Source organism: Escherichia sp. 20412-1 (assembly GCF_003027595.1).
Classification (GTDB): Bacteria; Pseudomonadota; Gammaproteobacteria; order Enterobacterales; family Enterobacteriaceae; genus Escherichia; species Escherichia marmotae.
In genome coordinates this window covers 38,882-63,495 of record NZ_PYQM01000019.1, presented here as the reverse complement: position 1 = coordinate 63,495, position 24,614 = coordinate 38,882, and the positions used below count along the sequence as shown (strand labels likewise).

The following is a 24,614-nucleotide window of genomic DNA, read 5'->3' as shown; positions in this document are numbered from 1 at the left end:
CTGTCATCTACACTTAGAAAAAAACCAGTAAGGAAACATCTATGCGCCTGCTCCCTCTTGTTGCCGCAGCGACAGCAGCATTTCTTGTCGTTGCCTGTAGTTCACCTACGCCGCCGCGTGGCGTGACCGTAGTAAATAATTTCGACGCTAAGCGCTATCTTGGCACCTGGTATGAGATTGCCCGTTTTGATCACCGCTTTGAACGCGGACTGGAGAAAGTCACCGCGACATATAGCCTGCGGGATGATGGTGGATTGAATGTCATCAACAAAGGCTATAATCCGGACAGGGAGATGTGGCAACAGAGCGAAGGGAAAGCGTACTTTACCGGAGATCCGCATCGCGCAGCGCTGAAAGTGTCATTCTTTGGCCCTTTCTATGGCGGCTATAACGTCATTGCGCTCGACCGGGAGTATCGCCACGCGCTGGTTTGCGGTCCGGATCGCGACTACCTGTGGATACTCTCCCGCACGCCAACTATTTCTAGCGAAGTTAAACAGGAGATGCTGGCGGTCGCAACCCGGGAAGGATTTGATGTCAGTAAGTTTATCTGGGTACAGCAACCCGGCAGTTAATGGGTGCTGAGTTTCAGACCAACTATCCCCAGTACGATTAACGCCAGACTCACCAGGCGCATCGGACTAGCAGACTCACCGAGCAGCACAATACCGGTGATCGCCGCCCCGACTGCGCCAATCCCCGTCCAGACAGCATAAGCTGTACCTACCGGTAGCGATTTCATTGCCCAGGCGAGCAACGCCATACTGACAATCATCGCCGTCACGGTAATTACGCTTGGCGTCAGACGACTAAAACCGTGGGTGTATTTCAGGCCTACCGCCCAGACAACTTCCAGCAAACCAGCAATAAACAGGATAATCCAGGACATATAATACTCCGGAGAAATGGGGCCGTCCCCGGTGAAACGATGCGTTTGCGGGTCGTCCCGCAAAGCTGATAGTGAAAGAAGTATTCTGCCGATTTAAGAGGAAATTTCAACGGTTACAGCAGTGATTACCGCCGGGAAAAACAAACGGCACGACAAACCTGTCGTACCGTTATTGCTTATTGCTGCGCTTTCGTCGCTGCGCCAGAAATCGCGTTACCACCATCAGAGATGTCTTCACCAACGCCACGCGTGGTGTTGCAGGCAGTTAATACTGTTGAAAGCACCAGAACAGAAAAGATCGCTGCAATTGTCTTCTTCACCATAATATCTTCCTTTTAGGTAATGTTATTTGTGTTTGCCTATAGCAAATTAATAATAGACAACATCACCAAAAATGACGGGAATCTGATGATTTTTCGGAAGTGAAGAGGAAATTAGCTGGCAGCGCGGGAAATGGAATTGCCGAGATGTTTGATATCTTCACCGAAACCGCGAGCGGTGTTACAGCCCGTGAGCAGCGTACTGGCAAGCAAAACAAGAAGGATAAGGCGTTTCATCATCTCTGACCTGAAAAGTGATGGTGCAGCCAGCAGGCCGCACCACAACCGTATTACTTCACGCGAGATACGTATTCACCAGAGCGGGTATCCACTTTGATAACTTCGCCAATCTGTACGAACAGCGGAACTTTAACCACAGCGCCAGTGGACAGGGTAGCTGGTTTGCCGCCAGTACCTGCGGTATCACCTTTCAGACCTGGATCGGTATCAACGATTTCCAGTTCAACGAAGTTCGGCGGAGTAACGGAAATCGGCTGGCCGTTCCACAGAGTCACGATGCACTCTGCCTGATCCAGCAGCCATTTCGCGTTGTCGCCAATTGCTTTTGCATCAGCAGACAGTTGTTCGAAGGTTTCGTTGTTCATGAAGTGCCAGAACTCACCATCGTTGTACAGGTAAGTCAGGTTCATATCGACAACATCAGCGCCTTCAGCGGAATCCGTAGATTTAAAGGTTTTTTCTACACGAGTACCGGTCAGCAGACGACGCAGTTTAACGCGAGCAAATGCCTGGCCTTTACCCGGCTTCACAAATTCACTTGCTTCAACCGCGTAAGGTTCGCCGTCCAACATGATTTTAAGACCAGCACGAAAATCGTTGCTATAGTACGTTGCCATAAGGCCCTCTGAAATTTGTTAATTGGTAGCTAAGCCACAAAATGGCGCATATTGTAACCCTAAACACCCCATCCAGAGAAGATTGGTTAGCGCAACTTGCCGATGTTGTGACCGATCCTGATGAACTTCTGCGTCTTTTGAATATAGACGCGGACGAAAAACTGTTGGCCGGACGCAGCGCCAAAAAGTTGTTTGCCCTGCGCGTGCCCCGCTCATTTATCGATCGCATGGAAAAAGGTAATCCTGACGATCCACTTTTGCGTCAGGTACTTACCTCGCAAGATGAGTATATCACTGCCCCCGGTTTTTCCACCGACCCGCTGGAAGAACAGCACAGCGTGGTGCCTGGTTTGTTGCATAAATACCACAACCGGGCATTACTGTTGGTGAAAGGTGGCTGTGCGGTAAATTGTCGCTATTGCTTCCGTCGCCACTTCCCGTATGCCGAAAATCAGGGCAACAAGCGTAACTGGCAGACTGCACTTGAGTATGTTGCCGCACATCCAGAACTGGACGAGATCATTTTCTCCGGCGGCGATCCGCTGATGGCGAAAGATCGCGAACTGGACTGGTTGCTCACGCAACTGGAAGCCATCCCGCACATCAAACGTCTGCGTATTCACAGCCGTCTGCCGATTGTGATCCCGGCGCGCATCACTGAGGCGCTGGTTGAACGCTTTGCCCGTTCTACGCTGCAAATCCTGCTGGTGAATCACATCAACCATGCCAATGAAGTGGATGAAACATTCCGTCAGGCGATGGCTAAGTTAAAATGCGTGGGCGTCACCCTGCTTAACCAGAGTGTTCTGTTACGTGGCGTGAACGACAACGCGCAAACGCTGGCAAACCTGAGTAATGCGTTGTTTGACGCGGGCGTGATGCCCTATTACCTGCATGTGCTCGATAAAGTGCAGGGCGCGGCGCATTTCATGGTGAGCGATGATGAAGCACGGCAGATTATGCGTGAGTTGCTGACGCTGGTGTCGGGATATCTGGTGCCAAAACTGGCGCGTGAGATAGGCGGAGAACCCAGCAAAACACCGCTGGATTTGCAGCTACGTCAGCAATAACTGATTCAACAGGGAAGTTGAAGCTGATGATAAATGTGAAATTGCCTGATGTGCTGCGCTTATCAGGCCTACATGATGCATTGCAACTGATTGAATTTTCAATGAACTGTAGGCCTGATAAGGTGTTTACGTCGCATCCGGCAAGAGCAACGAACACGCGTACAGCGACCTGCCATTAAATAGGGAAGTTTAATCTTTTCCGTTGCATAACCATTAATTATTCATATGCTTTGCTATTTTTATTATTTATATAGCTGATATCAATAATTAACCTTTCTTTTCTGTTTATATAGAGCGAGCGCCGCTATTTATGTTATTTTAACAACTATTACTACCAAGCCCATTTATCTGGCTTATAAATTAATATTATTTATTTTATTGAGAAATGGTTAGGGAGAACCTACATGGCCATAAGCATCAAGGGTGTTAACACTGGTGTTATTCGCAAGAGTAATAACTTCATTGCACTGGCACTGAAAATAAAAGAGCCTCGCAATAAAGAATCGTTGTTCTTCATGTCTGTGATGGAACTGCGCGACCTGCTGATAGCGCTGGAAAGCCGTCTGCATCAAAAGCATAAACTGGAGGCTGATCACCGTCTTCAGTATGAGCAAGCGCGCGATAAGGCCATGAAAAAGATGGCAGAAAATATTCCTCAAATTCAGATTGAAGAACTTAAAAATGCTGATATTAATCGCCGTGTAAATACACTGGCACTTACCGATAATCAGGGTGAAAATCTCACATTCCTATTAACTCTGCATGACGGCAGCAAATCTGAATTAGTTGTCAATGAACTGCAAATTGAAATGCTGGCGCGAGCAATCATTCACGCAATTAATAATGCGGAAATGCGTGAACTGGCATTACGTATTACATCGCTGTTAGATTTCCTGCCATTATATGACGTCGACTGCCAGGATAATGGTAATCTGGAATATGACACCTATTCACAGCCAGAATGGAAACAAAACTTGTTTAGCCATTATCTGGCGGTGCTTTATCGCTTTAAAGATGAAAGTGGCAAAGAACAATTTAGCGGTGCAGTGGTGAAAACACGTGAAGCGACAGCAGGTAAAGAAGTGGAGGCCATCACCCGCCGGATGCTTGATTTCAGCCCTCGACTGAAAAAGCTCGCTGGAGTGCCGTGTCAGGTCTACGTTCGCACCGTAGCGGCAAATAACGCCCAACCGCTGACCCAGGATCAATGCTTACGCGTACTGCATCACCTACGCGTTCAGTCCATCAGCAAAGCCGCGCCACAAGCGAAATAATCCCATCTTTGCTAATGCGAGGCTGGAGCCATCCAGCCTGAAATGACTGATAACGTGATCGTTGATCATGCCGGATGCGGCGTAAACGCCTTATCCGGCCTATAAATTCTCAAGCATTCAATCAGTTGCAATGCCTGATGTAGGCCTGATAAGCGAAGCGCATCAGGCAATTATACGTTTGTCACCCAGCCTCGGAATCACATCAGTTCGGGCACTTATAAACCTGGCCGATAATCTGGCTATCAGTCGGAACGAAGCTGGACAACATCCCCTGCGACGGGCTGCTAATACCATAAATCACGTTACCGCCCATTGCGGCAGCCTGATTGCGCAGATCGTTTGCCGCACCACGCATAGAACCGCCTTCTTCGCCGTGTTGTCCGGAAAGCCAGTTACTTTGCTTACCTGTCGCAGTACCAATAAGTTGGCACTCTGCGCCTGGTTGCTCGTCCACAATGCGAACACTCTGACCGGCAGCACTCAATTCGTTACTGGAGCTACAACCCGCCATCAGTAGCGCGGCACCGACAATCCCTGCTAAGTATTTTACGTGCATGTTATTCCCCATAATCAATGAGCTGGACGCCCCTCGCGTCGTCCGTGTTTGAATCTTATACTAGAAAGATGACTAAAAGAAAAACCCCCAGACATTTCTGCCTGAGGGTTTCTTTATTTCTGCGAGGTGCAGGGCAATTACATCATGCCGCCCATGCCACCCATGCCGCCCATACCGCCAGCAGCGCCTAAGTCAGCCGCATCGTTTTTCGGCAGGTCGGTAACCATGCACTCGGTGGTGATCATCAGGCCAGCCACAGAAGCTGCGTACTGCAGAGCAGAACGAGTTACTTTGGTTGGATCCAGGATACCCATGTCGATCATGTTGCCGTATTCTTCGGTTGCAGCGTTGTAGCCGTAGTTGCCGTCGCCAGCTTTAACAGTGTTAGCAACAACTGACGGCTCTTCACCGCAGTTCAGTACGATCTGACGCAGCGGAGCTTCCATTGCACGCAGTGCAACTTTGATACCCACGTTCTGCTCTTCGTTCTGACCACGCAGGTCAGCCAGTTTAGACGCTACGCGGATCAGCGCAACACCACCACCAGCAACCACGCCTTCTTCTACCGCAGCACGGGTCGCGTGCAGGGCGTCTTCAACGCGTGCTTTTTTCTCTTTCATTTCAACTTCGGTAGCAGCACCCACTTTGATAACTGCAACGCCGCCTGCCAGTTTCGCTACGCGCTCCTGCAGTTTTTCACGGTCGTAGTCAGAAGTTGCTTCTTCAATCTGCTGACGGATCTGAGCAACACGGCCCTGGATTGCAGCTTCTTCACCCACGCCATCGATGATGGTGGTGGTGTCTTTGTTGATCACAACACGTTTAGCCTGGCCCAGGTCTTCCAGGGTTGCTTTTTCCAGTTCCATACCAATCTCTTCAGAGATTACAGTACCACCGGTCAGAGTAGCGATATCCTGGAGCATTGCTTTACGACGATCGCCGAAGCCCGGTGCTTTAACCGCAGCCACTTTCACGATGCCGCGCATGGTGTTAACAACCAGAGTTGCCAGAGCTTCGCCTTCAACATCTTCAGCGATGATCAGCAGCGGTTTGCCTGCTTTTGCAACAGCTTCCAGAACTGGCAGCATTTCGCGGATGTTGGAGATTTTCTTGTCAGCCAGCAGGATGAACGGGCTTTCCAGTTCTACTGCGCCAGTTTCCGGCTTGTTGATGAAGTAAGGAGACAGGTAGCCACGGTCGAACTGCATACCTTCAACCACGTCCAGTTCGTCCTGCAGACCAGTACCGTCCTCAACGGTGATAACGCCTTCTTTACCGACTTTGTCCATCGCTTCAGCGATCAGTTTACCTACGGTTTCGTCGGAGTTAGCGGAGATAGTACCAACCTGAGCAATAGCTTTAGAGTCAGAGCACGGTACAGACAGCGCTTTCAGTTCTTCAACTGCAGCGGTAACAGCTTTGTCGATACCACGCTTCAGGTCCATCGGGTTCATGCCCGCAGCAACAGCTTTCAGACCTTCAGTGATGATGGCCTGAGCCAGTACGGTTGCGGTGGTAGTACCGTCGCCTGCAGTGTCATTCGCTTTAGAGGCAACTTCTTTCACCATCTGCGCACCCATATTTTCGAACTTGTCTTCCAGTTCGATTTCACGAGCAACGGAAACACCATCTTTGGTGATGGTCGGTGCACCGAAAGATTTATCCAGAACTACGTTACGGCCTTTCGGACCGAGGGTAACTTTCACTGCATCTGCCAGTACGTTTACGCCGCGCAGCATTTTCACACGAGCGTCGTTACCGAATTTTACGTCTTTAGCTGCCATTATCTTTATTCCTTAAATTCGTATGTTCAGTGTCGTGCGCGGATTACGCTTCAACAATTGCCAGAATGTCGCTTTCGGACATGATCAACACTTCTTCATTGTCGATCTTCTCAGATTTCACACCGTAGCCATCGTTGAAAATAACGATGTCGCCAACTTTCACGTCCAGCGGCTTCACTTCGCCATTTTCAAGGATACGGCCATTGCCTACAGCCAGCACTTCGCCACGGGTAGATTTAGCCGCTGCAGAGCCGGTCAGAACGATGCCGCCAGCAGATTTAGTTTCAACTTCTTTACGCTTGACGATCACGCGATCATGCAATGGACGAATATTCATTGATAACTCTCCTTTGAGAAAGTCCGTATCTGTTATGGGTGACGCCGGACCTTACGTGGTTTCCCGGCTGGTGACCAGAGAAATGGGGATGAGGCCTCTCCCCTTCAAGGGGGAAAATGAAAAAAAATTCTGATCAGCACAAAATCGGGTAAAAATCCTGATTCACCTCACGTTTCATCGCAATTTCGACATCGTCGTCATAAGCGAATCTGATTGTGCTACCATCAAAAACCTGCGCAGTTGCCCAAAATTTGGGCGCAATCGGACATCAACCCATGAGTGGACTCAAACAAGAACTGGGGCTGGCCCAGGGCATCGGCCTGTTATCGACTTCATTGTTAGGCACCGGCGTGTTTGCCGTTCCTGCCTTAGCCGCCCTGGTGGCAGGCAATAATAGCCTGTGGGCCTGGCCTGTTCTGATAATCTTAGTTTTCCCGATTGCGATCGTGTTTGCGATTCTGGGTCGCCACTACCCCAGCGCGGGCGGTGTGGCGCATTTTGTCGGCATGGCGTTCGGTTCGCGGCTTGAGCGAGTCACAGGCTGGTTATTTTTATCAGTTATTCCCGTTGGCTTGCCCGCTGCGCTGCAAATTGCCGCCGGATTCGGCCAGGCGATGTTTGGCTGGTATGGCTGGCAACTGTTGATGGCTGAACTCGGTACGCTGGCGCTGGTGTGGTATATCGGTACTCGCGGTGCCAGTTCCAGTGCGAATCTACAAACGGTTATTGCCGGACTTATCGTCGCGCTGATTGTCGCCGTCTGGTGGGCGGCCGATATTAAACCTGCGAATATCCCCTTCCCTGCGCCAGGTGATATCGAACTTTCCGGGCTATTTGCTGCGTTATCGGTAATGTTCTGGTGCTTTGTCGGTCTGGAGGCGTTTGCTCACCTTGCCTCAGAATTTAAAAATCCGGAGCGTGATTTCCCCCGCGCTCTGATGATTGGTCTGGTGCTGGCAGGTTTAGTCTACTGGGGGTGTACGGTTGTCGTCTTACACTTCGACGCCTACGGTGAAAAAATGGCGGCGGCAGCATCGCTTCCGGAAATTGTGGTGCAACTGTTCGGTGTAGGGGCGCTGTGGATTGCCTGCGTGATTGGCTATCTGGCCTGCTTTGCCAGCCTCAACATTTATATACAGAGTTTCGCCCGCCTGGTCTGGTCGCAGGCGCAAGATAAACCCAACCACTACCTGGCGCGCCTCTCTTCTCGCCATATCCCGAACAATGCCCTCAATGCAGTGCTCGGCTGTTGCGTGGTGAGCACGTTGGTGATTCACACTTTAGAGATCAATCTGGACGCACTCATCATTTATGCCAACGGCATCTTTATTATGATCTATCTGCTGTGCATGCTGGCTGGCTGTAAATTATTGAAGGGACGTTATCGGCTACTGGCGGTGATTGGCGGACTGCTATGCATCCTGTTGCTGGCGATGGTCGGCTGGAAAAGCGTGTATGCATTGATCATGCTGGCGGGGCTGTGGTTGTTCCTGCCGAAACGAAAAACGCCGGAAAATGGCATAACCACATAATCCGGCGTTTCAACATTAATCCTGACGATCGTCTTTATGATCAAGGCGATCGCGGTTGTCATCCTTACGCTGATACTCACCATCAAAAGTATTGCCGCCACCGGCTCCGGCACTAAATCCACCGCCCGGCATACGGGAAAAACGCAAATGCGGCATCAACTTCACGGTCAGATGTTTCTGCACTGGTGGCAATAAAAGAAGAAGACCGAGGAAATCGGTGAAAAAGCCCGGTAATAAAAGCAGCAAACCGGCAATGATCAACGAAACACTTTTAATCATTTCCGCCGCCGGATTTTCTCCCGCCGCCATTTTTTGTTGCATCAGCACAAAATTCTTAAATCCCTGGTTACGTACCAGCGACATACCAATAACTGACGTGAATATAACCAACACAAGAGTGAGTAATACCCCCAATACGTGGGCAACCTGAATAAAGATTGAAATCTCAATATAGACATAAAGGAAAATGGCAATAAAAGGTAACCAGCGCAAAGGTTTCTCCTGTAATAGCAACCGGTTAAATCCGGCCGCCTGAATGGGTTGCGAATCGCGTTCAGCTTATATTGTGGTCATTAGCAAAATTTCAAGACGTTTGCGCAACTATTTTTGGTAGTAATCCCAAAGCGGTGATCTATTTCACAAATTAATAATTAAGGGGTAAAAACCGACACTTAAAGTGATCCAGATTACGGTAGAAATCCTCAAGCAACATATGATCCCAAGTATTCGACTGATGCAGGGGATAATCGTCGGTCGAAAAACATTCGAAACCACATATATTCTGTGTGTTTAAAGCAAATCATTGGCAGCTTGAAAAAGAAGGTTCACATGTCAAACAACATTCGTATCGAAGAAGATCTGTTGGGTACCAGGGAAGTTCCAGCTGATGCCTACTATGGTGTTCACACTCTGAGAGCGATTGAAAACTTCTATATCAGCAACAACAAAATCAGCGATATTCCTGAATTTGTTCGCGGTATGGTAATGGTTAAAAAAGCCGCAGCTATGGCAAACAAAGAGCTGCAAACCATTCCTAAAAGTGTAGCGAATGCAATCATTGCTGCATGTGATGAAGTCCTGAATAACGGAAAATGCATGGATCAGTTCCCGGTAGACGTCTACCAGGGCGGCGCAGGTACTTCCGTAAACATGAACACCAACGAAGTGCTGGCCAATATCGGTCTGGAACTGATGGGACACCAGAAAGGTGAATATCAGTACCTGAATCCGAACGACCATGTTAACAAATGTCAGTCCACCAACGACGCCTACCCGACCGGTTTCCGCATCGCAGTTTACTCTTCCCTGATTAAACTGGTAGATGCTATTAACCAACTGCGCGAAGGTTTTGAGCGTAAAGCTGTCGAATTCCAGGACATCCTGAAAATGGGTCGCACCCAACTGCAGGACGCAGTACCAATGACCCTTGGTCAGGAATTCCGCGCTTTCAGCATCCTGCTGAAAGAGGAAGTGAAAAACATCCAACGTACCTCTGAACTGCTGCTGGAAGTTAACCTTGGCGCAACTGCCATCGGTACTGGCCTGAACACGCCGAAAGAGTACTCTCCGCTGGCAGTGAAAAAACTGGCTGAAGTCACTGGCTTCCCATGCGTTCCGGCTGAAGACCTCATCGAAGCGACCTCTGACTGCGGCGCTTACGTTATGGTTCACGGCGCGCTGAAACGCCTGGCTGTGAAGATGTCCAAAATCTGTAACGACCTGCGCTTGCTCTCTTCTGGCCCACGTGCCGGCCTGAATGAGATCAACCTGCCGGAACTGCAGGCAGGCTCTTCTATCATGCCAGCAAAAGTAAACCCGGTAGTTCCGGAAGTAGTTAACCAGGTATGCTTCAAAGTCATCGGTAACGACACCACTGTTACCATGGCAGCAGAAGCAGGTCAGCTTCAGTTGAACGTTATGGAGCCGGTCATTGGCCAGGCGATGTTTGAATCCGTTCACATTCTGACCAATGCTTGCTACAACCTGCTGGAAAAATGCATTAACGGCATCACTGCTAACAAAGAAGTGTGTGAAGGTTACGTTTACAACTCTATCGGTATCGTCACTTACCTGAACCCGTTCATCGGTCACCACAACGGTGACATCGTGGGTAAAATCTGTGCCGAAACAGGTAAGAGCGTGCGCGAAGTCGTTCTGGAGCGCGGTCTGTTGACTGAAGCGGAACTAGACGATATTTTCTCCGTACAGAACCTGATGCATCCGGCTTACAAAGCAAAACGCTATACTGATGAAAGCGAACAGTAATCGTACAGGGTAGTACAAATAAAAGAGGCACGTCAGATGGCGTGCCTTTTTTCTTGTGAGCAGTAACTTAAAAACAACAACCTGATATCAACTTGTTAAAAAACAAGGAAGGCTAATATGCTAGTTGTAGAACTCATCATCGTTTTGCTGGCGATCTTTTTGGGCGCCAGATTAGGGGGAATTGGTATTGGTTTTGCAGGTGGATTGGGGGTGCTGGTTCTTGCCGCTATCGGCGTCAAGCCTGGTAACATTCCGTTCGATGTAATTTCCATTATCATGGCGGTTATCGCTGCTATTTCTGCCATGCAGGTTGCTGGCGGTCTGGACTATCTGGTTCACCAGACAGAAAAGCTGCTGCGCCGTAACCCGAAATACATCACGATCCTCGCACCGATCGTGACCTATTTCCTGACCATCTTTGCGGGCACTGGCAACATCTCTCTGGCAACGCTGCCAGTTATCGCTGAAGTAGCGAAGGAACAAGGCGTTAAACCTTGCCGTCCACTGTCTACTGCGGTAGTTTCCGCGCAGATTGCGATCACCGCATCGCCAATCTCTGCGGCAGTGGTTTACATGTCTTCCGTAATGGAAGGTCACGGCATCAGCTACCTCCATTTGCTCTCCGTGGTCATCCCGTCCACCTTGCTGGCGGTTCTGGTGATGTCCTTCCTGGTCACCATGCTGTTCAATTCCAGGCTGTCTGACGATCCGATTTATCGCAAGCGTCTGGAAGAAGGTTTAGTTGAACTGCGCGGTGAGAAGCAGATTGAAATCAAACAAGGCGCGAAAGCGTCCGTCTGGCTGTTCCTGCTGGGCGTAGTCGGCGTGGTTATCTATGCGATCATCAACAGCCCGAGCATGGGTCTGGTTGAGAAACCGCTGATGAACACCACTAACGCCATCCTGATTATCATGCTGAGTGTTGCAACCCTGACCACTATTCTTTGCAAAGTGGATACCGACAACATCCTCAACTCCAGCACCTTCAAAGCAGGTATGAGCGCCTGTATTTGTATCCTGGGTGTTGCATGGCTGGGCGATACTTTCGTTTCCAACAACATCGACTGGATCAAAGATACCGCTGGTGAAGTGATTCAGGGTCATCCGTGGCTGCTGGCTGTCATCTTCTTCTTTGCTTCTGCTCTGCTGTACTCTCAGGCTGCAACCGCAAAAGCACTGATGCCGATGGCTCTGGCGCTGAACGTTTCTCCGCTGACCGCTGTTGCTTCTTTCGCAGCCGTGTCTGGCCTGTTCATTCTGCCGACCTACCCGACGCTGGTTGCTGCGGTACAGATGGATGACACGGGTACAACTCGTATCGGTAAATTCGTCTTCAACCATCCGTTCTTCATCCCGGGTACTCTGGGTGTTGCCCTGGCCGTTTGCTTCGGCTTCCTGCTGGGCAGTGTGATGCTGTAATAACAAATCGCGGGGCGTTCACGCCCCGCTTTCTTTCCCACCGACTAACATCCTTCCCTCGTCCGTTGTATAGTGACCTCTCTCTTGCGGTTCCATCTGTTCTAGCGAGGTGTTTATGCTTGATGAAAAAAGTTCGAATACCGCGTCTGTCGTGGTGCTGTGTACCGCGCCGGATGAAGCGACAGCCCAGGATCTGGCTGCCAAAGCGCTGGCAGAAAAACTGGCAGCCTGCGCAACCCTGATCCCCGGTGCAACCTCTCTCTATTACTGGGAGGGTAAGCTGGAACAGGAATATGAAGTACAGATGATCTTAAAAACCGATAAAGCTCACCAGCAGGCACTGCTGGAATGCCTGAAGGCTCATCATCCTTATCAAACACCTGAACTTCTGGTTTTACCTGTTACACATGGAGACACAGATTACCTCTCATGGCTCAACGCATCTTTACGCTGATCCTGCTATTTTGCAGCACTTCCGTTTTTGCCGGATTATTCGACGCGCCTGGACGTTCCCAATTTGTCCCCGCGGATCAAGCCTTTGCTTTTGATTTTCAGCAAAACCAGCATGACCTTAATCTGAGCTGGCAGATCAAAGACGGTTATTACCTCTACCGTAAACAGATCCGTATTACGCCTGAACAGGCGAAGATTGCCGACGTGCAACTGCCGTCAGGTGTCTGGCATGAAGATGAGTTTTACGGCAAAAGCGAGATTTACCGTGGGCGGCTGACGCTTCCCGTTACCATCAATCAGGCGGGTGCTGGTGCGACGTTGACGATTACTTACCAGGGATGCGCCGACGCCGGTTTCTGTTATCCGCCAGAAACTAAAATAGTGCCGTTAAGCAAAGTGCTCGCCAACAACGCGGCGCCACAACCTGCGCCAGTTCCGCAGCAAGAGCAACCCGCCGCGCAACTGCCCTTTTCTGCACTCTGGGCGCTGTTGATCGGTATCGGCATCGCCTTCACACCATGCGTGCTGCCGATGTACCCGCTGATTTCCGGCATCGTACTGGGCGGTAAACAGCGGCTATCCACCGCCAGAGCATTGCTGCTGACCTTTATTTATGTTCAGGGGATGGCGCTGACTTACACGGCACTGGGTCTGGTGGTTGCCGCCGCGGGATTACAGTTCCAGGCGGCGCTACAGCATCCTTACGTGCTTATCGGCCTCGCTATCGTCTTTACCTTGCTGGCGATGTCGATGTTTGGCTTGTTTACCCTGCAACTTCCCTCTTCCCTACAAACACGCCTCACGCTGATGAGTAATCGCCAGCAAGGCGGCTCGCCTGGCGGTGTGTTTGTTATGGGCGCAATTGCCGGATTGATCTGTTCACCATGCACTACCGCGCCACTTAGCGCGATTCTGCTGTATATCGCCCAAAGCGGGAACATGTGGCTGGGCGGCGGTACACTTTATCTCTATGCGCTGGGCATGGGACTACCGCTGATACTCATTACTGTCTTCGGCAACCGTCTGCTGCCGAAAAGCGGTCCGTGGATGGAACAGGTCAAAACCGCGTTTGGTTTTGTAATCCTGGCGCTGCCGGTCTTCCTGCTGGAGCGGGTGATTGGCGATGCCTGGGGATTACGCTTGTGGTCGGCGCTTGGCGTCGCGTTCTTTGGCTGGGCGTTTGTCACCAGCTTACAAGCCAAACGCGGCTGGATGCGCATGGTACAAATTATCCTGCTGGCAGCCGCGCTGGTAAGCGTGCGCCCACTCCAGGATTGGGCGTTTGGCGCGACGAGCACGGCACAATCTCAAACCCATCTCAACTTTAAAAAAATCAAAACAGTAGATGAGTTAAATCAGGCGCTCGTTGCAGCCAAAGGCAAACCGGTAATGCTAGATCTCTATGCCGACTGGTGCGTCGCCTGTAAAGAGTTCGAAAAATACACCTTCAGTGACCCGCAGGTGCAAAAAGCGTTAGCAGACACGGTATTACTTCAGGCCAACGTCACTGCCAACGACGCACAAGATGTGGCGCTGTTAAAACATCTAAATGTCCTTGGCCTACCGACGATTCTGTTTTTTGACGGACAAGGTCAGGAGCATCCACAAGCACGAGTCACGGGCTTTATGGATGCAGAAACCTTCAGCGCACATTTGCGCGATCGCCAACCGTGAACGACACTTCAGTGGGAAAGACGGAGGAAAATAGCGTGCAACGTGAAGATGTACTGGGAGAAGCCCTGAAATTATTAGAGTTACAAGGGATTGCTAACACTACGCTGGAGATGGTTGCTGAACGAGTGGATTATCCGTTGGAAGCGCTCCAGCGTTTCTGGCCAGACAAAGAGGCCATCCTCTACGATGCGCTGCGCTATCTTAGCCAACAGATAGATGTCTGGCGTCGTCAACTGATGCTGGATGAAACGCAATCTGCTGAACAAAAGCTGCTGGCGCGTTATCAGGCATTATCAGAATGCGTTAAAAACAACCGCTATCCGGGCTGTCTGTTTATCGCTGCCTGCACGTTTTATCCCGATCCCGACCACCCTATCCATCAACTGGCCGATCAGCAAAAAAGCGCGGCGTATGATTTCACCCACGAACTGTTAACCACCCTGGAAGTTGACGACCCGGCAATGGTGGCAAAGCAGATGGAACTGGTGCTGGAAGGGTGTTTAAGTCGCATGCTGGTGAATCGCAGCCAGGCGGATGTCGACACCGCACACCGACTGGCGGAAGATATCCTGCGCTTCGCCCGCTGCCGTCAGGGCGGGGCACTGACCTGACAGAAATACAGAAAACAAGCGATTTGCCGCAAACTTAAGCAATTGAATCGTTTTTACTGAAATTAGGTTGACGAGATGTGCAGATTACGGTTTAATGCGCCCCGTTGCCCGGATAGCTCAGTCGGTAGAGCAGGGGATTGAAAATCCCCGTGTCCTTGGTTCGATTCCGAGTCCGGGCACCAAATTCATATAAACGGACCTCCACGGAGGTTCATTTTTCGTTTCAGGACGCCACAATTTAAGCGTTCTGCCTCCAAATCAATTCTGCCGAACTCAACCCGATTCTCCCCCACATCACCAGCATTTTGCGGGTATATCCCGGTTCGAGAAAATTTGTCCCTAAGCTATAGCACTGACTGACGCGAAATGTCGCGCGGCCCCGTAATGCTGTTGAACGTCAAATGACGTCATCAGGAGCGTAATGCATCCATAAACAGAACGCCGACTGATGAGATTCTGAATGCGAACAAAGAAAAATGTATCAGTCCGTTTGCTCATGCAAAGACTAACAATCCATTAAAATAGTAAGCGCTTCGGGCCATTTTCCGGGAATTATTTTCTGAACATTTTTCTTTGGCAAAGATGATGAATTTTGATGGTAAGGCAAATTACTTCTGGTTCTCATTAAAGTTCTTTCGTAAGGCTATGTAATCAAGAAGTTTATGGCTGGTAAGAATAACGTATTCTATTCACCAATAATATGTAAAGACATTCATCAATAGATGGTAAAAATAGGTTATGGCAATTATCATTGGGCCAGTCCCTTTTCGAGTGAGTTTCTATTATGCAACAACCTGTAGTTCGCGTTGGCGAATGGCTTGTTACTCCGTCCATAAACCAAATAAGTCGCAACGGGCGTCAACTAACCCTGGAGCCACGATTAATCGATCTTCTGGTTTTCTTTGCTCAACATAGTGGTGAAGTACTTAGTAGAGATGAACTTATCGATAATGTGTGGAAGAGGAGTATCGTCACCAATCACGTTGTAACACAGAGTATCTCAGAACTGCGTAAGTCATTAAAAGATAATGATGAAGATAGTCCTGTCTATATCGCTACTGTACCGAAGCGCGGTTATAAATTAATGGTTCCGGTTATATGGTGCAGCGAAGAGGAAGGGGAGGAAATGATGTTATCTTCGTCTCCTCCTATACCAGAGGCGACTCCTGACACAGATCCCCCCATCCACAGTCCAGATATCCAATACCCCCCAAAGCCACCTGAACATCCCCCAGTTAGATGCAAACGATTAACTGCCTTTTGGGTATGGTTTTTTTTCCTGTTGTCGTTAGGTATCTGTGTCGTACTCGTGGCATTCTCCAGCCTGGAAACGCGTCTTCCTTTGAGTAAATCGCGTATTTTGCTCAATCCACGCGATATTGACATTAATATGGTGAATAACAGTTGTAACAATTGGACTTCTCCGTATCAGCGCTCTTACGCGATAGGTGTGGGCGATTTGGTGGCTACGTCACTTAATACCTTCTCCACCTTTATGGTGCATGACAAAATTAACTACAACATTGATGAACCGAGCAGCTCTGGTAAAACGTTATCTATTGCATTTGTTAATCAACGCCAATACCGCGCTCAGCAGTGCTTTATGTCGGTGAAATTGGTAGACAATGCAGATGGTTCAACCATGCTGGATAAACGTTATGTCATCACTAACGGTAACCAGTTGGCAATTCAAAATGATTTACTTGAGAGTTTATCAAAGGCATTGAATCAACCGTGGCCACAACGAATGCAGGAGATGTTCCAACAAATATTGCCTCATCGAGGTGCTTTATTAACTAATTTTTATCAAGCGCATGATTATTTAATGCATGGTGATGAAAAATCATTGAACCGTGCCAGTGAATTATTAGGTAAGATTATTGAATCATCTCCTGAATTTATCTATGCGAGAGCAGAAAAAGCATTAGTTGATATAGTACGTCATTCTCAGCACCCTTTAGATGAAAAACAATTAGCAGCACTGAATACAGAAATTGATAACATTGCTACAATGCCGGGCATGAATAATCTAGCCATTTTCTATCAAATAAAAGCTGTCAGTGCCCTGGAAAATGGAAAAATAGAGGAGTCGTATCAGGCGATAAATACTGGAATTGATCTTGAAATGTCCTGGCTAAACTATGTGTTGCTTGGCAAAGTTTACGAAATGAAGGGGATGAACCGTGAAGCTGCTGATGCATATCTCACAGCCTTTAATTTACGCCCTGGTACAAACACCCTTTACTGGATTGAAAATGGTATATTCCAGACTTCTGTTCCTTATGTTGTTCCTTATCTCGACAAATTTCTCGCTTCAGAATAAGTGACTCCCGCGTTGATTCATGCACGGGAATACTGGATGTTGAATTTTTGTGTGTTTTTATTGGTGTAATATGTTGCGGCATTTTATTTGTCGCATAATTTTTATTACATAATTTTAACCACAAATCTGCACATAACCCATTGTAAACATTAAATGTTTATCTTTTCATGATATCAACTTGCGATTCTTATCTGTTAATGGAGAGCTCAAATTCTCACTTACATAAACTTTTGTATTATTTCACCTAATCTTTAGGATTAATCTTTTTTTTTGAGTAATCTTGTCGCCAGTTTGGTCTGGTCAGTAAATAGTTACGCATCATGACCCGGACTCCAAATTCAAAAATGAAATTAGGAGAAGAGCATGAGTTCTGCCAAGAAGATCGGGCTATTTGCCTGTACCGGTGTTGTTGCCGGTAATATGATGGGGAGCGGTATTGCATTATTACCTGCGAACCTTGCAAGTATCGGTGGTATTGCTATCTGGGGTTGGATTATCTCTATTATTGGTGCAATGTCGTTGGCTTATGTATATGCCCGACTGGCAACAAAAAACCCGCAACAAGGTGGCCCAATTGCTTATGCCGGAGAGATTTCTCCTGCATTTGGTTTTCAGACAGGTGTTCTTTATTACCATGCTAACTGGATTGGTAACCTGGCGATTGGTATTACCGCTGTATCTTATCTTTCCACCTTCTTCCCGGTATTAAATGATCCTGTCCCGGCGGGTATCGCCTGTATTGCTATCGTCTGGATATTTACCTTTGTAAATATGCTCGGCGGTACTTGGGTAAGCCGTTTAACCACTATTGGTCTGGTGCTGGTTCTTATTCCTGTAGTTATGACTGCTATTGTTGGCTGGCATTGGTTTGATGCTGCAACTTATGCAGCTAACTGGAACACTGCTAATACCACTGATGGCCATGCGATCATTAAAAGTATTCTGCTCTGCCTGTGGGCCTTTGTGGGTGTGGAATCCGCAGCGGTAAGTACGGGTATGGTTAAAAACCCGAAACGTACCGTTCCACTGGCAACCATGCTGGGTACTGGTTTAGCAGGTATTGTTTATATTGCTGCAACTCAAGTGCTTTCCGGTATGTATCCGTCTTCTGTAATGGCAGCTTCCGGTGCTCCGTTTGCAATCAGTGCTTCTACTATCCTGGGTAACTGGGCTGCGCCGCTGGTTTCTGCATTCACCGCCTTTGCATGCCTGACGTCTCTGGGTTCCTGGATGATGCTGGTAGGCCAGGCAGGTGTGCGTGCCGCTAACGACGGTAACTTCCCGAAAGTTTATGGCGAAGTCGACAGCAACGGTATTCCGAAAAAAGGTCTGCTGCTGGCTGCTGTGAAAATGACTGCCCTGATGATCCTGATCACCCTGATGAACTCTGCCGGTGGTAAAGCATCTGACCTGTTTGGTGAACTGACCGGTATCGCAGTACTGCTGACTATGCTGCCGTACTTCTACTCTTGCGTTGACCTGATTCGTTTTGAAGGCGTTAACATCCGCAACTTTGTCAGCCTGATCTGCTCTGTACTGGGTTGCGTGTTCTGCTTCATCGCTCTGATGGGTGCAAGCTCCTTCGAGCTGGCAGGAACCTTCATCGTCAGCCTGATTATCCTGATGTTCTACGCTCGCAAAATGCACGAGCGCCAGAGCCACTCAATGGATAACCACACAGCATCTAACGCACATTAATTAAAAGTATTTTCCGAGGCTCCTCCTTTCATTTTGTCCCATGTGTTGGGAGGGGCCTTCTTTACCTGGAGATATGACTATGAACGTTATTGCAATATTGAATCACATGGGGGTTTATTTTAAAGAAGAACCCATCCGTGAACTTCATCGCGCGCTTGAACGTCTGAACTTCCAGATTGTTTACCCGAACGACCGTGACGACTTATTAAAATTGATCGAAAACAATGCGCGTCTGTGCGGTGTTATTTTTGACTGGGATAAATATAATCTCGAGCTGTGCGAAGAAATTAGCAAAATGAACGAGAACCTGCCGTTGTACGCGTTCGCTAATACGTATTCCACTCTCGATGTAAGCCTGAACGATCTGCGTTTACAGATTAGCTTCTTTGAATATGCGCTGGGTGCTGCTGATGATATTGCTAACAAGATCAAGCAGACCACTGACGAATATATCAACACTATTCTGCCTCCGCTGACCAAAGCACTGTTTAAATATGTTCGTGAAGGTAAATATACTTTCTGTACTCCTGGTCACATGGGCGGTACTGCATTCCAGAAAAGCCCGGTAGGTAGCCTGTTCTATGATTTCTTTGGTCCGAACACCATGAAATCTGATATTTCCATTTCAGTATCTGAACTGGGTTCTCTGCTGGATCACAGCGGTCCACACAAAGAAGCAGAACAGTATATCGCCCGCGTATTTAACGCAGACCGCAGCTACATGGTGACTAACGGTACTTCCACTGCCAACAAAATTGTCGGTATGTACTCGGCTCCGGCAGGCAGCACCATTCTGATTGACCGTAACTGCCACAAATCGCTGACCCATCTGATGATGATGAGCGATGTTACACCAATCTATTTCCGCCCGACCCGTAACGCTTACGGTATTCTTGGTGGTATCCCACAGAGTGAATTCCAGCACGCTACCATTGCTAAGCGCGTTAAAGAAACACCAAACGCAACCTGGCCGGTACATGCCGTAATTACTAACTCTACCTATGATGGTCTGCTGTACAACACCGACTTCATCAAGAAAACACTGGATGTAAAATCCATCCACTTTGACTCCGCATGGGTGCCTTACACCAACTTCTCTCCAATTTACGAAGGTAAATGTGGTATGAGCGGTGGCCGTGTAGAAGGGAAAGTGATTTATGAAACCCAGTCCACTCATAAACTGCTGGCGGCATTCTCTCAGGCTTCCATGATCCACGTTAAAGGTGATGTAAACGAAGAAACCTTTAACGAAGCCTACATGATGCACACCACCACCTCTCCGCACTACGGTATCGTGGCCTCCACTGAAACCGCTGCGGCGATGATGAAAGGTAATGCCGGTAAGCGTCTGATCAACGGTTCCATTGAACGTGCGATCAAGTTCCGTAAAGAGATCAAACGCCTGAGAACGGAATCTGATGGCTGGTTCTTTGATGTATGGCAGCCGGATCATATCGATACCACTGAATGCTGGCCGCTGCGTTCTGACAGCACCTGGCACGGCTTCAAAAACATCGATAATGAACACATGTATCTTGACCCGATCAAAGTCACCCTGCTGACTCCGGGGATGGAAAAAGACGGCACCATGAGCGAGTTCGGTATTCCGGCCAGCATCGTGGCGAAATACCTCGACGAACATGGCATCGTTGTTGAGAAGACCGGTCCGTATAACCTGCTGTTCCTGTTCAGCATCGGTATCGATAAGACCAAAGCACTGAGCCTGCTGCGTGCTCTGACTGACTTCAAACGTGCGTTCGACCTGAACCTGCGTGTGAAAAACATGCTGCCGTCTCTGTATCGTGAAGATCCTGAATTCTATGAAAACATGCGTATTCAGGAACTGGCGCAGAATATCCACAAACTGATTGTTCACCACAATCTGCCGGATCTGATGTATCGCGCATTTGAAGTTCTGCCGACGATGGTAATGACTCCGTATGCTGCGTTCCAGAAAGAGCTGCACGGTATGACCGAAGAAGTTTACCTCGACGAAATGGTAGGTCGTATTAACGCTAATATGATCCTTCCGTATCCGCCGGGAGTTCCTCTGGTAATGCCGGGTGAAATGATCACCGAAGAAAGCCGTCCGGTTCTGGAGTTCCTGCAGATGCTGTGTGAAATCGGCGCTCACTATCCGGGCTTTGAAACCGACATTCACGGTGCATACCGTCAGGCTGATGGCCGCTATACCGTTAAGGTATTGAAAGAAGAAAACAAAAAATAATTAGCTCGTACAAGGGAAGTGGCTTGCCACTTCCCTTTTTTGCTCATAAGGAGAACACATGAAAACACCCTCACAGCCGCGCGCGATATACTATATCGTGGCGATCCAGATCTGGGAGTACTTCAGTTTTTACGGCATGCGTGCCTTACTCATTCTCTATCTCACCCATCAGCTTGGTTTTGATGATAACCATGCCATCAGCCTGTTCAGCGCATATGCATCTCTGGTTTATGTTACCCCTATTCTCGGCGGCTGGCTTGCCGACCGCCTGCTCGGCAACCGCACTGCAGTAATTGCCGGCGCGCTGTTAATGACCCTTGGCCATGTGGTACTGGGCATTGATACAAATTCAACCTTTAGCCTGTATCTGGCGCTGGCAATCATTATTTGTGGTTACGGTTTATTCAAATCAAACATTAGCTGTTTACTTGGCGAGCTCTATGACGCGGACGATCATCGACGTGATGGTGGTTTTTCGCTGCTATATGCCGCGGGCAATATCGGTTCTATCGCCGCCCCCATCGCCTGTGGCCTGGCTGCACAGTGGTATGGTTGGCATGTTGGCTTTGCCCTTGCGGGCGGCGGCATGTTTATCGGTTTGTTGATATTCCTGAGTGGTCATCGTCATTTCCAATCCACGCGAGGTATGGATAAAAAAGCGCTCACTCGCGTGAAGTTTGCCTTGCCGGTATGGAGTTGGTTGGTGGTGATACTCTGTTTAGCCCCGGTATTTTTTACCCTATTGCTGGAAAACGACTGGTCCGGATATTTGCTGGCGATCGTTTGCCTTATTGCTGCACAAATCATTGCCCGCATGATGATCAAATTCCCCGAACACCGCCGTGCTCTTTGGCAAATTGTATTGTTGATGTTTGTCGGGACGTTGTTCTGGGTACTGGCACAACAGGGCGGCAGTACCATCAGCTTGTTTATCGATCGCTTTGTGAATCGTCAGGCATTCAATATTGAAGTACCTACTGCGCTATTCCAGTCGGTGAATGCAATTGCGGTGATGCTCGCTGGGGTTGTACTTGCCTGGCTGGCGTCGCCAGAAAGCCGCGGCAACTCAACATTGCGCGTCTGGCTGAAGTTTGCCTTTGGCTTACTGCTGATGGCTTGTGGCTTTATGTTGCTGGCATTTGATGCCCGACATGCAGCGACTGGCGGTCAAGCGTCAATGGGCGTGATGATATCCGGGTTGGCGCTAATGGGCTTTGCCGAACTCTTTATTGATCCGGTGGCAATTGCGCAAATCACGCGCCTGAAAATGTCTGGCGTATTAACCGGTATTTATATGCTGGCAACAGGCGCGGTCGCCAACTGGCTGGCAGGCGTAGTGGCACAACAGACGACAGAGTCGCAAATTAGCGGTATGGCAATTGCAGCTTACCAGCGATTCTTTTCCCAGATGGGAGAGTGGACGTTGGCTTGTGTCGCGATCATCGTGGTATTGGCCTTTGCTACCCGATTTCTGTTTAGCACGCCGACCAATATGATACAGGAAAGCAACGATTAACTGCCGTGAAAACAATTGGTTATGAATCAATTGAGTTTTAGTTAATCACACTAGCAAATCAAGATTAATAAGATATTTAAACTATTTTTATGATTATTTATTAGTGATATCAACTTGAGGTGAGCGTTGGTTTCGATAAGATAAACTGAGTTATTAATAGTCGAGGCAGATAATACAGTGTACCGATCTGTCTCTTTATCTACGCTAAATTGAAAGCTGGATTTAGAGGAACCAAAATGTCTGAACAAGAAACACGGGGAGCCAATGAGGCTATTGATTTTAATGATGAACTGAGAAATCGTCGCGAAAAACTGGCAGCACTGCGTCAGCAAGGTGTGGCGTTTCCCAATGATTTTCGCCGCGACCATACCTCTGACCAGTTGCACGAGGAATTTGATGCGAAGGATAACCAGGAACTGGAATCCTTAAACATTGAAGTCTCGGTTGCTGGCCGAATGATGACCCGTCGCATCATGGGGAAAGCCTCCTTTGTAACGTTGCAGGATGTAGGTGGCCGTATTCAACTGTACGTTGCGCGAGATAGCCTGCCAGAAGGTGTTTATAACGACCAGTTTAAAAAATGGGATTTGGGTGACATTATCGGCGCACGCGGTACGCTGTTTAAGACACAAACTGGCGAGCTTTCCATTCACTGTACTGAGTTACGCCTGCTGACTAAGGCACTGCGTCCCTTGCCAGATAAATTTCATGGCTTACAGGACCAGGAAGTCCGTTATCGTCAACGTTATCTGGATCTGATCGCTAACGATAAATCCCGTCAAACTTTTGTTGTTCGTTCAAAAATTCTGGCCGCTATCCGCCAGTTCATGGTCGCTCGTGGGTTTATGGAAGTAGAAACCCCGATGATGCAGGTAATTCCAGGTGGGGCATCTGCTCGCCCATTTATTACCCATCACAATGCTCTTGATTTGGATATGTACCTGCGTATTGCGCCAGAGTTGTATCTGAAACGCCTGGTTGTAGGTGGTTTTGAACGAGTATTCGAAATCAACCGTAACTTCCGTAATGAAGGTATTTCTGTTCGTCATAATCCTGAGTTCACGATGATGGAGCTCTACATGGCGTATGCGGATTACCACGATTTGATTGAACTGACGGAGTCACTGTTCCGCACCCTGGCACAAGAGGTACTGGGTACAACTAAAGTCACTTATGGTGAGCATGTGTTTGATTTTGGCAAACCGTTTGAAAAACTCACCATGCGCGAAGCAATCAAAAAATATCGTCCAGAAACCGATATGGCAGACCTGGATAATTTTGATGCCGCTAAAGCATTAGCCGAATCTATCGGTATTACGGTAGAGAAAAGCTGGGGGCTGGGACGTATTGTCACCGAAATCTTTGATGAAGTGGCAGAAGCACATCTGATTCAGCCAACCTTTATTACTGAGTATCCGGCGGAAGTGTCGCCGCTGGCGCGCCGTAATGATGTTAACCCGGAAATCACCGACCGTTTTGAATTCTTCATCGGTGGTCGTGAAATCGGTAATGGTTTTAGCGAATTAAACGACGCAGAAGATCAGGCAGAACGTTTCCAGGAGCAGGTTAACGCTAAAGCTGCAGGTGACGACGAAGCCATGTTCTACGATGAAGATTACGTTACTGCGCTGGAATATGGTCTGCCGCCAACCGCTGGTTTAGGTATTGGTATCGACCGAATGATTATGCTGTTTACTAACAGTCATACTATCCGCGACGTTATTCTCTTCCCGGCTATGCGCCCACAGAAATAAGTTTTACTTTAATGAACGAAGCAGCCTGATGACTGCTTCGTTCGTCGTTCCGCAA

22 protein-coding genes and 1 tRNA gene are annotated in these 24,614 nt (G+C 48.6%); 15 read left to right on the top strand and 8 right to left on the bottom strand.

Annotated features, from left to right (window positions below):
* Positions 1–41 precede the first annotated feature (41 nt).
* Positions 42–575 carry a lipocalin Blc gene (gene blc / locus C7B16_RS14305; protein ID WP_001238372.1) on the top strand — a complete coding sequence of 178 codons (534 nt, stop codon included), beginning with the start codon at positions 42–44 and terminating at the stop codon, positions 573–575.
* Here blc and sugE read toward each other — a convergent pair.
* The 4 genes from sugE to efp form a co-directional block, all read right to left on the bottom strand.
* Positions 572–889, bottom strand: a complete 318-nt coding sequence (gene sugE / locus C7B16_RS14300) for a quaternary ammonium compound efflux SMR transporter SugE (RefSeq protein WP_107179842.1) — start codon at positions 887–889, stop codon at positions 572–574. The genes blc and sugE overlap by 4 nt on opposite strands.
* 176 nt (positions 890–1,065) lie before the next feature.
* Positions 1,066–1,212 (bottom strand): lipoprotein toxin entericidin B, encoded by a 147-nt coding sequence (gene ecnB, locus C7B16_RS14295; protein ID WP_000239596.1) that lies wholly within the window; start codon positions 1,210–1,212, stop codon positions 1,066–1,068.
* Positions 1,213–1,323: 111 nt separating this feature from the next.
* Positions 1,324–1,449, bottom strand: coding sequence for a lipoprotein antitoxin entericidin A (gene ecnA, locus C7B16_RS14290; protein ID WP_000977753.1), 126 nt, complete (start codon positions 1,447–1,449; stop codon positions 1,324–1,326).
* Between the two features lie 50 nt (positions 1,450–1,499).
* Complete coding sequence (efp, locus tag C7B16_RS14285) at positions 1,500–2,066, bottom strand: elongation factor P (protein WP_000257278.1); 567 nt, start codon at positions 2,064–2,066, stop codon at positions 1,500–1,502.
* Positions 2,067–2,107: 41 nt separating this feature from the next.
* On the opposite strand from efp, the gene epmB reads away from it, so the two are divergent.
* Together epmB and C7B16_RS14275 are read left to right on the top strand one after the other, a co-directional pair.
* Complete coding sequence (gene epmB, locus C7B16_RS14280) at positions 2,108–3,136, top strand: EF-P beta-lysylation protein EpmB (protein WP_107179841.1); 1,029 nt, start codon at positions 2,108–2,110, stop codon at positions 3,134–3,136.
* Positions 3,137–3,540: 404 nt separating this feature from the next.
* The gene (locus C7B16_RS14275; RefSeq protein WP_061090612.1) at positions 3,541–4,410 is read left to right on the top strand and encodes a YjeJ family protein; all 870 of its coding nucleotides are present in this window, start codon (positions 3,541–3,543) and stop codon (positions 4,408–4,410) included.
* A gap of 202 nt (positions 4,411–4,612) precedes the next feature.
* Here the strand turns inward: C7B16_RS14275 and C7B16_RS14270 are convergent, their stop codons facing one another.
* From C7B16_RS14270 to C7B16_RS14260, 3 genes are all read right to left on the bottom strand, one after another.
* The gene (locus tag C7B16_RS14270; protein ID WP_000558209.1) at positions 4,613–4,966 is read right to left on the bottom strand and encodes a DUF4156 domain-containing protein; all 354 of its coding nucleotides are present in this window, start codon (positions 4,964–4,966) and stop codon (positions 4,613–4,615) included.
* Between the two features lie 137 nt (positions 4,967–5,103).
* Complete coding sequence (groL, locus tag C7B16_RS14265) at positions 5,104–6,750, bottom strand: chaperonin GroEL (RefSeq protein ID WP_000729132.1); 1,647 nt, start codon at positions 6,748–6,750, stop codon at positions 5,104–5,106.
* Positions 6,751–6,793: 43 nt separating this feature from the next.
* A complete protein-coding gene (locus tag C7B16_RS14260; protein WP_001026276.1) occupies positions 6,794–7,087 on the bottom strand; it encodes a co-chaperone GroES in 294 nt (97 codons plus the stop codon).
* 275 nt (positions 7,088–7,362) lie between these two features.
* Between C7B16_RS14260 and yjeH the strand changes: the two genes are divergently transcribed.
* Positions 7,363–8,619, top strand: a complete 1,257-nt coding sequence (yjeH, locus tag C7B16_RS14255) for an L-methionine/branched-chain amino acid transporter (protein ID WP_001517612.1) — start codon at positions 7,363–7,365, stop codon at positions 8,617–8,619.
* Between the two features lie 15 nt (positions 8,620–8,634).
* Here the strand turns inward: yjeH and C7B16_RS14250 are convergent, their stop codons facing one another.
* Entirely contained in the window at positions 8,635–9,111 is a 477-nt protein-coding gene (locus C7B16_RS14250) for an FxsA family protein (protein WP_001267441.1), read from the bottom strand.
* A 336-nt stretch (positions 9,112–9,447) separates the two neighbouring features.
* Here C7B16_RS14250 and aspA point away from each other — a divergent pair, with 336 nt between their 5' ends.
* The 11 genes from aspA (at position 9,448) to lysS (ending at position 24,559) form a co-directional block, all read left to right on the top strand.
* Positions 9,448–10,884 (top strand): aspartate ammonia-lyase, encoded by a 1,437-nt coding sequence (gene aspA / locus C7B16_RS14245; RefSeq protein ID WP_001517611.1) that lies wholly within the window; start codon positions 9,448–9,450, stop codon positions 10,882–10,884.
* Between the two features lie 117 nt (positions 10,885–11,001).
* Positions 11,002–12,303 carry an anaerobic C4-dicarboxylate transporter DcuA gene (gene dcuA, locus C7B16_RS14240; RefSeq protein ID WP_000961962.1) on the top strand — a complete coding sequence of 434 codons (1,302 nt, stop codon included), beginning with the start codon at positions 11,002–11,004 and terminating at the stop codon, positions 12,301–12,303.
* A gap of 115 nt (positions 12,304–12,418) precedes the next feature.
* Positions 12,419–12,757, top strand: coding sequence for a divalent cation tolerance protein CutA (gene cutA / locus C7B16_RS14235; RefSeq protein ID WP_001517610.1), 339 nt, complete (start codon positions 12,419–12,421; stop codon positions 12,755–12,757).
* Positions 12,733–14,430, top strand: coding sequence for a protein-disulfide reductase DsbD (gene dsbD, locus C7B16_RS14230; protein ID WP_107179840.1), 1,698 nt, complete (start codon positions 12,733–12,735; stop codon positions 14,428–14,430). The genes cutA and dsbD overlap by 25 nt, the downstream gene beginning before the upstream one ends.
* A 35-nt stretch (positions 14,431–14,465) precedes the next feature.
* On the top strand, positions 14,466–15,041 hold the full coding sequence (locus tag C7B16_RS14225; RefSeq protein ID WP_001188522.1) for a transcriptional regulator: 576 nt from the start codon (positions 14,466–14,468) through the stop codon (positions 15,039–15,041).
* 106 nt (positions 15,042–15,147) lie between these two features.
* Positions 15,148–15,223, top strand: a tRNA-Phe gene (locus C7B16_RS14220).
* 602 nt (positions 15,224–15,825) lie between these two features.
* On the top strand, positions 15,826–17,364 hold the full coding sequence (gene cadC / locus C7B16_RS14215; protein WP_105265859.1) for a lysine decarboxylation/transport transcriptional activator CadC: 1,539 nt from the start codon (positions 15,826–15,828) through the stop codon (positions 17,362–17,364).
* 363 nt (positions 17,365–17,727) lie between these two features.
* Positions 17,728–19,062 carry a cadaverine/lysine antiporter gene (gene cadB, locus C7B16_RS14205; protein WP_001517608.1) on the top strand — a complete coding sequence of 445 codons (1,335 nt, stop codon included), beginning with the start codon at positions 17,728–17,730 and terminating at the stop codon, positions 19,060–19,062.
* Between the two features lie 79 nt (positions 19,063–19,141).
* Positions 19,142–21,289 carry a lysine decarboxylase CadA gene (cadA, locus tag C7B16_RS14200; protein WP_001517607.1) on the top strand — a complete coding sequence of 716 codons (2,148 nt, stop codon included), beginning with the start codon at positions 19,142–19,144 and terminating at the stop codon, positions 21,287–21,289.
* A 58-nt stretch (positions 21,290–21,347) separates the two neighbouring features.
* Positions 21,348–22,805 carry a dipeptide/tripeptide permease DtpC gene (gene dtpC, locus C7B16_RS14195; RefSeq protein WP_107179838.1) on the top strand — a complete coding sequence of 486 codons (1,458 nt, stop codon included), beginning with the start codon at positions 21,348–21,350 and terminating at the stop codon, positions 22,803–22,805.
* A 236-nt stretch (positions 22,806–23,041) separates the two neighbouring features.
* The gene (gene lysS / locus C7B16_RS14190; RefSeq protein ID WP_001295074.1) at positions 23,042–24,559 is read left to right on the top strand and encodes a lysine--tRNA ligase; all 1,518 of its coding nucleotides are present in this window, start codon (positions 23,042–23,044) and stop codon (positions 24,557–24,559) included.
* The last annotated feature ends 55 nt before the right edge of the window (positions 24,560–24,614 follow it).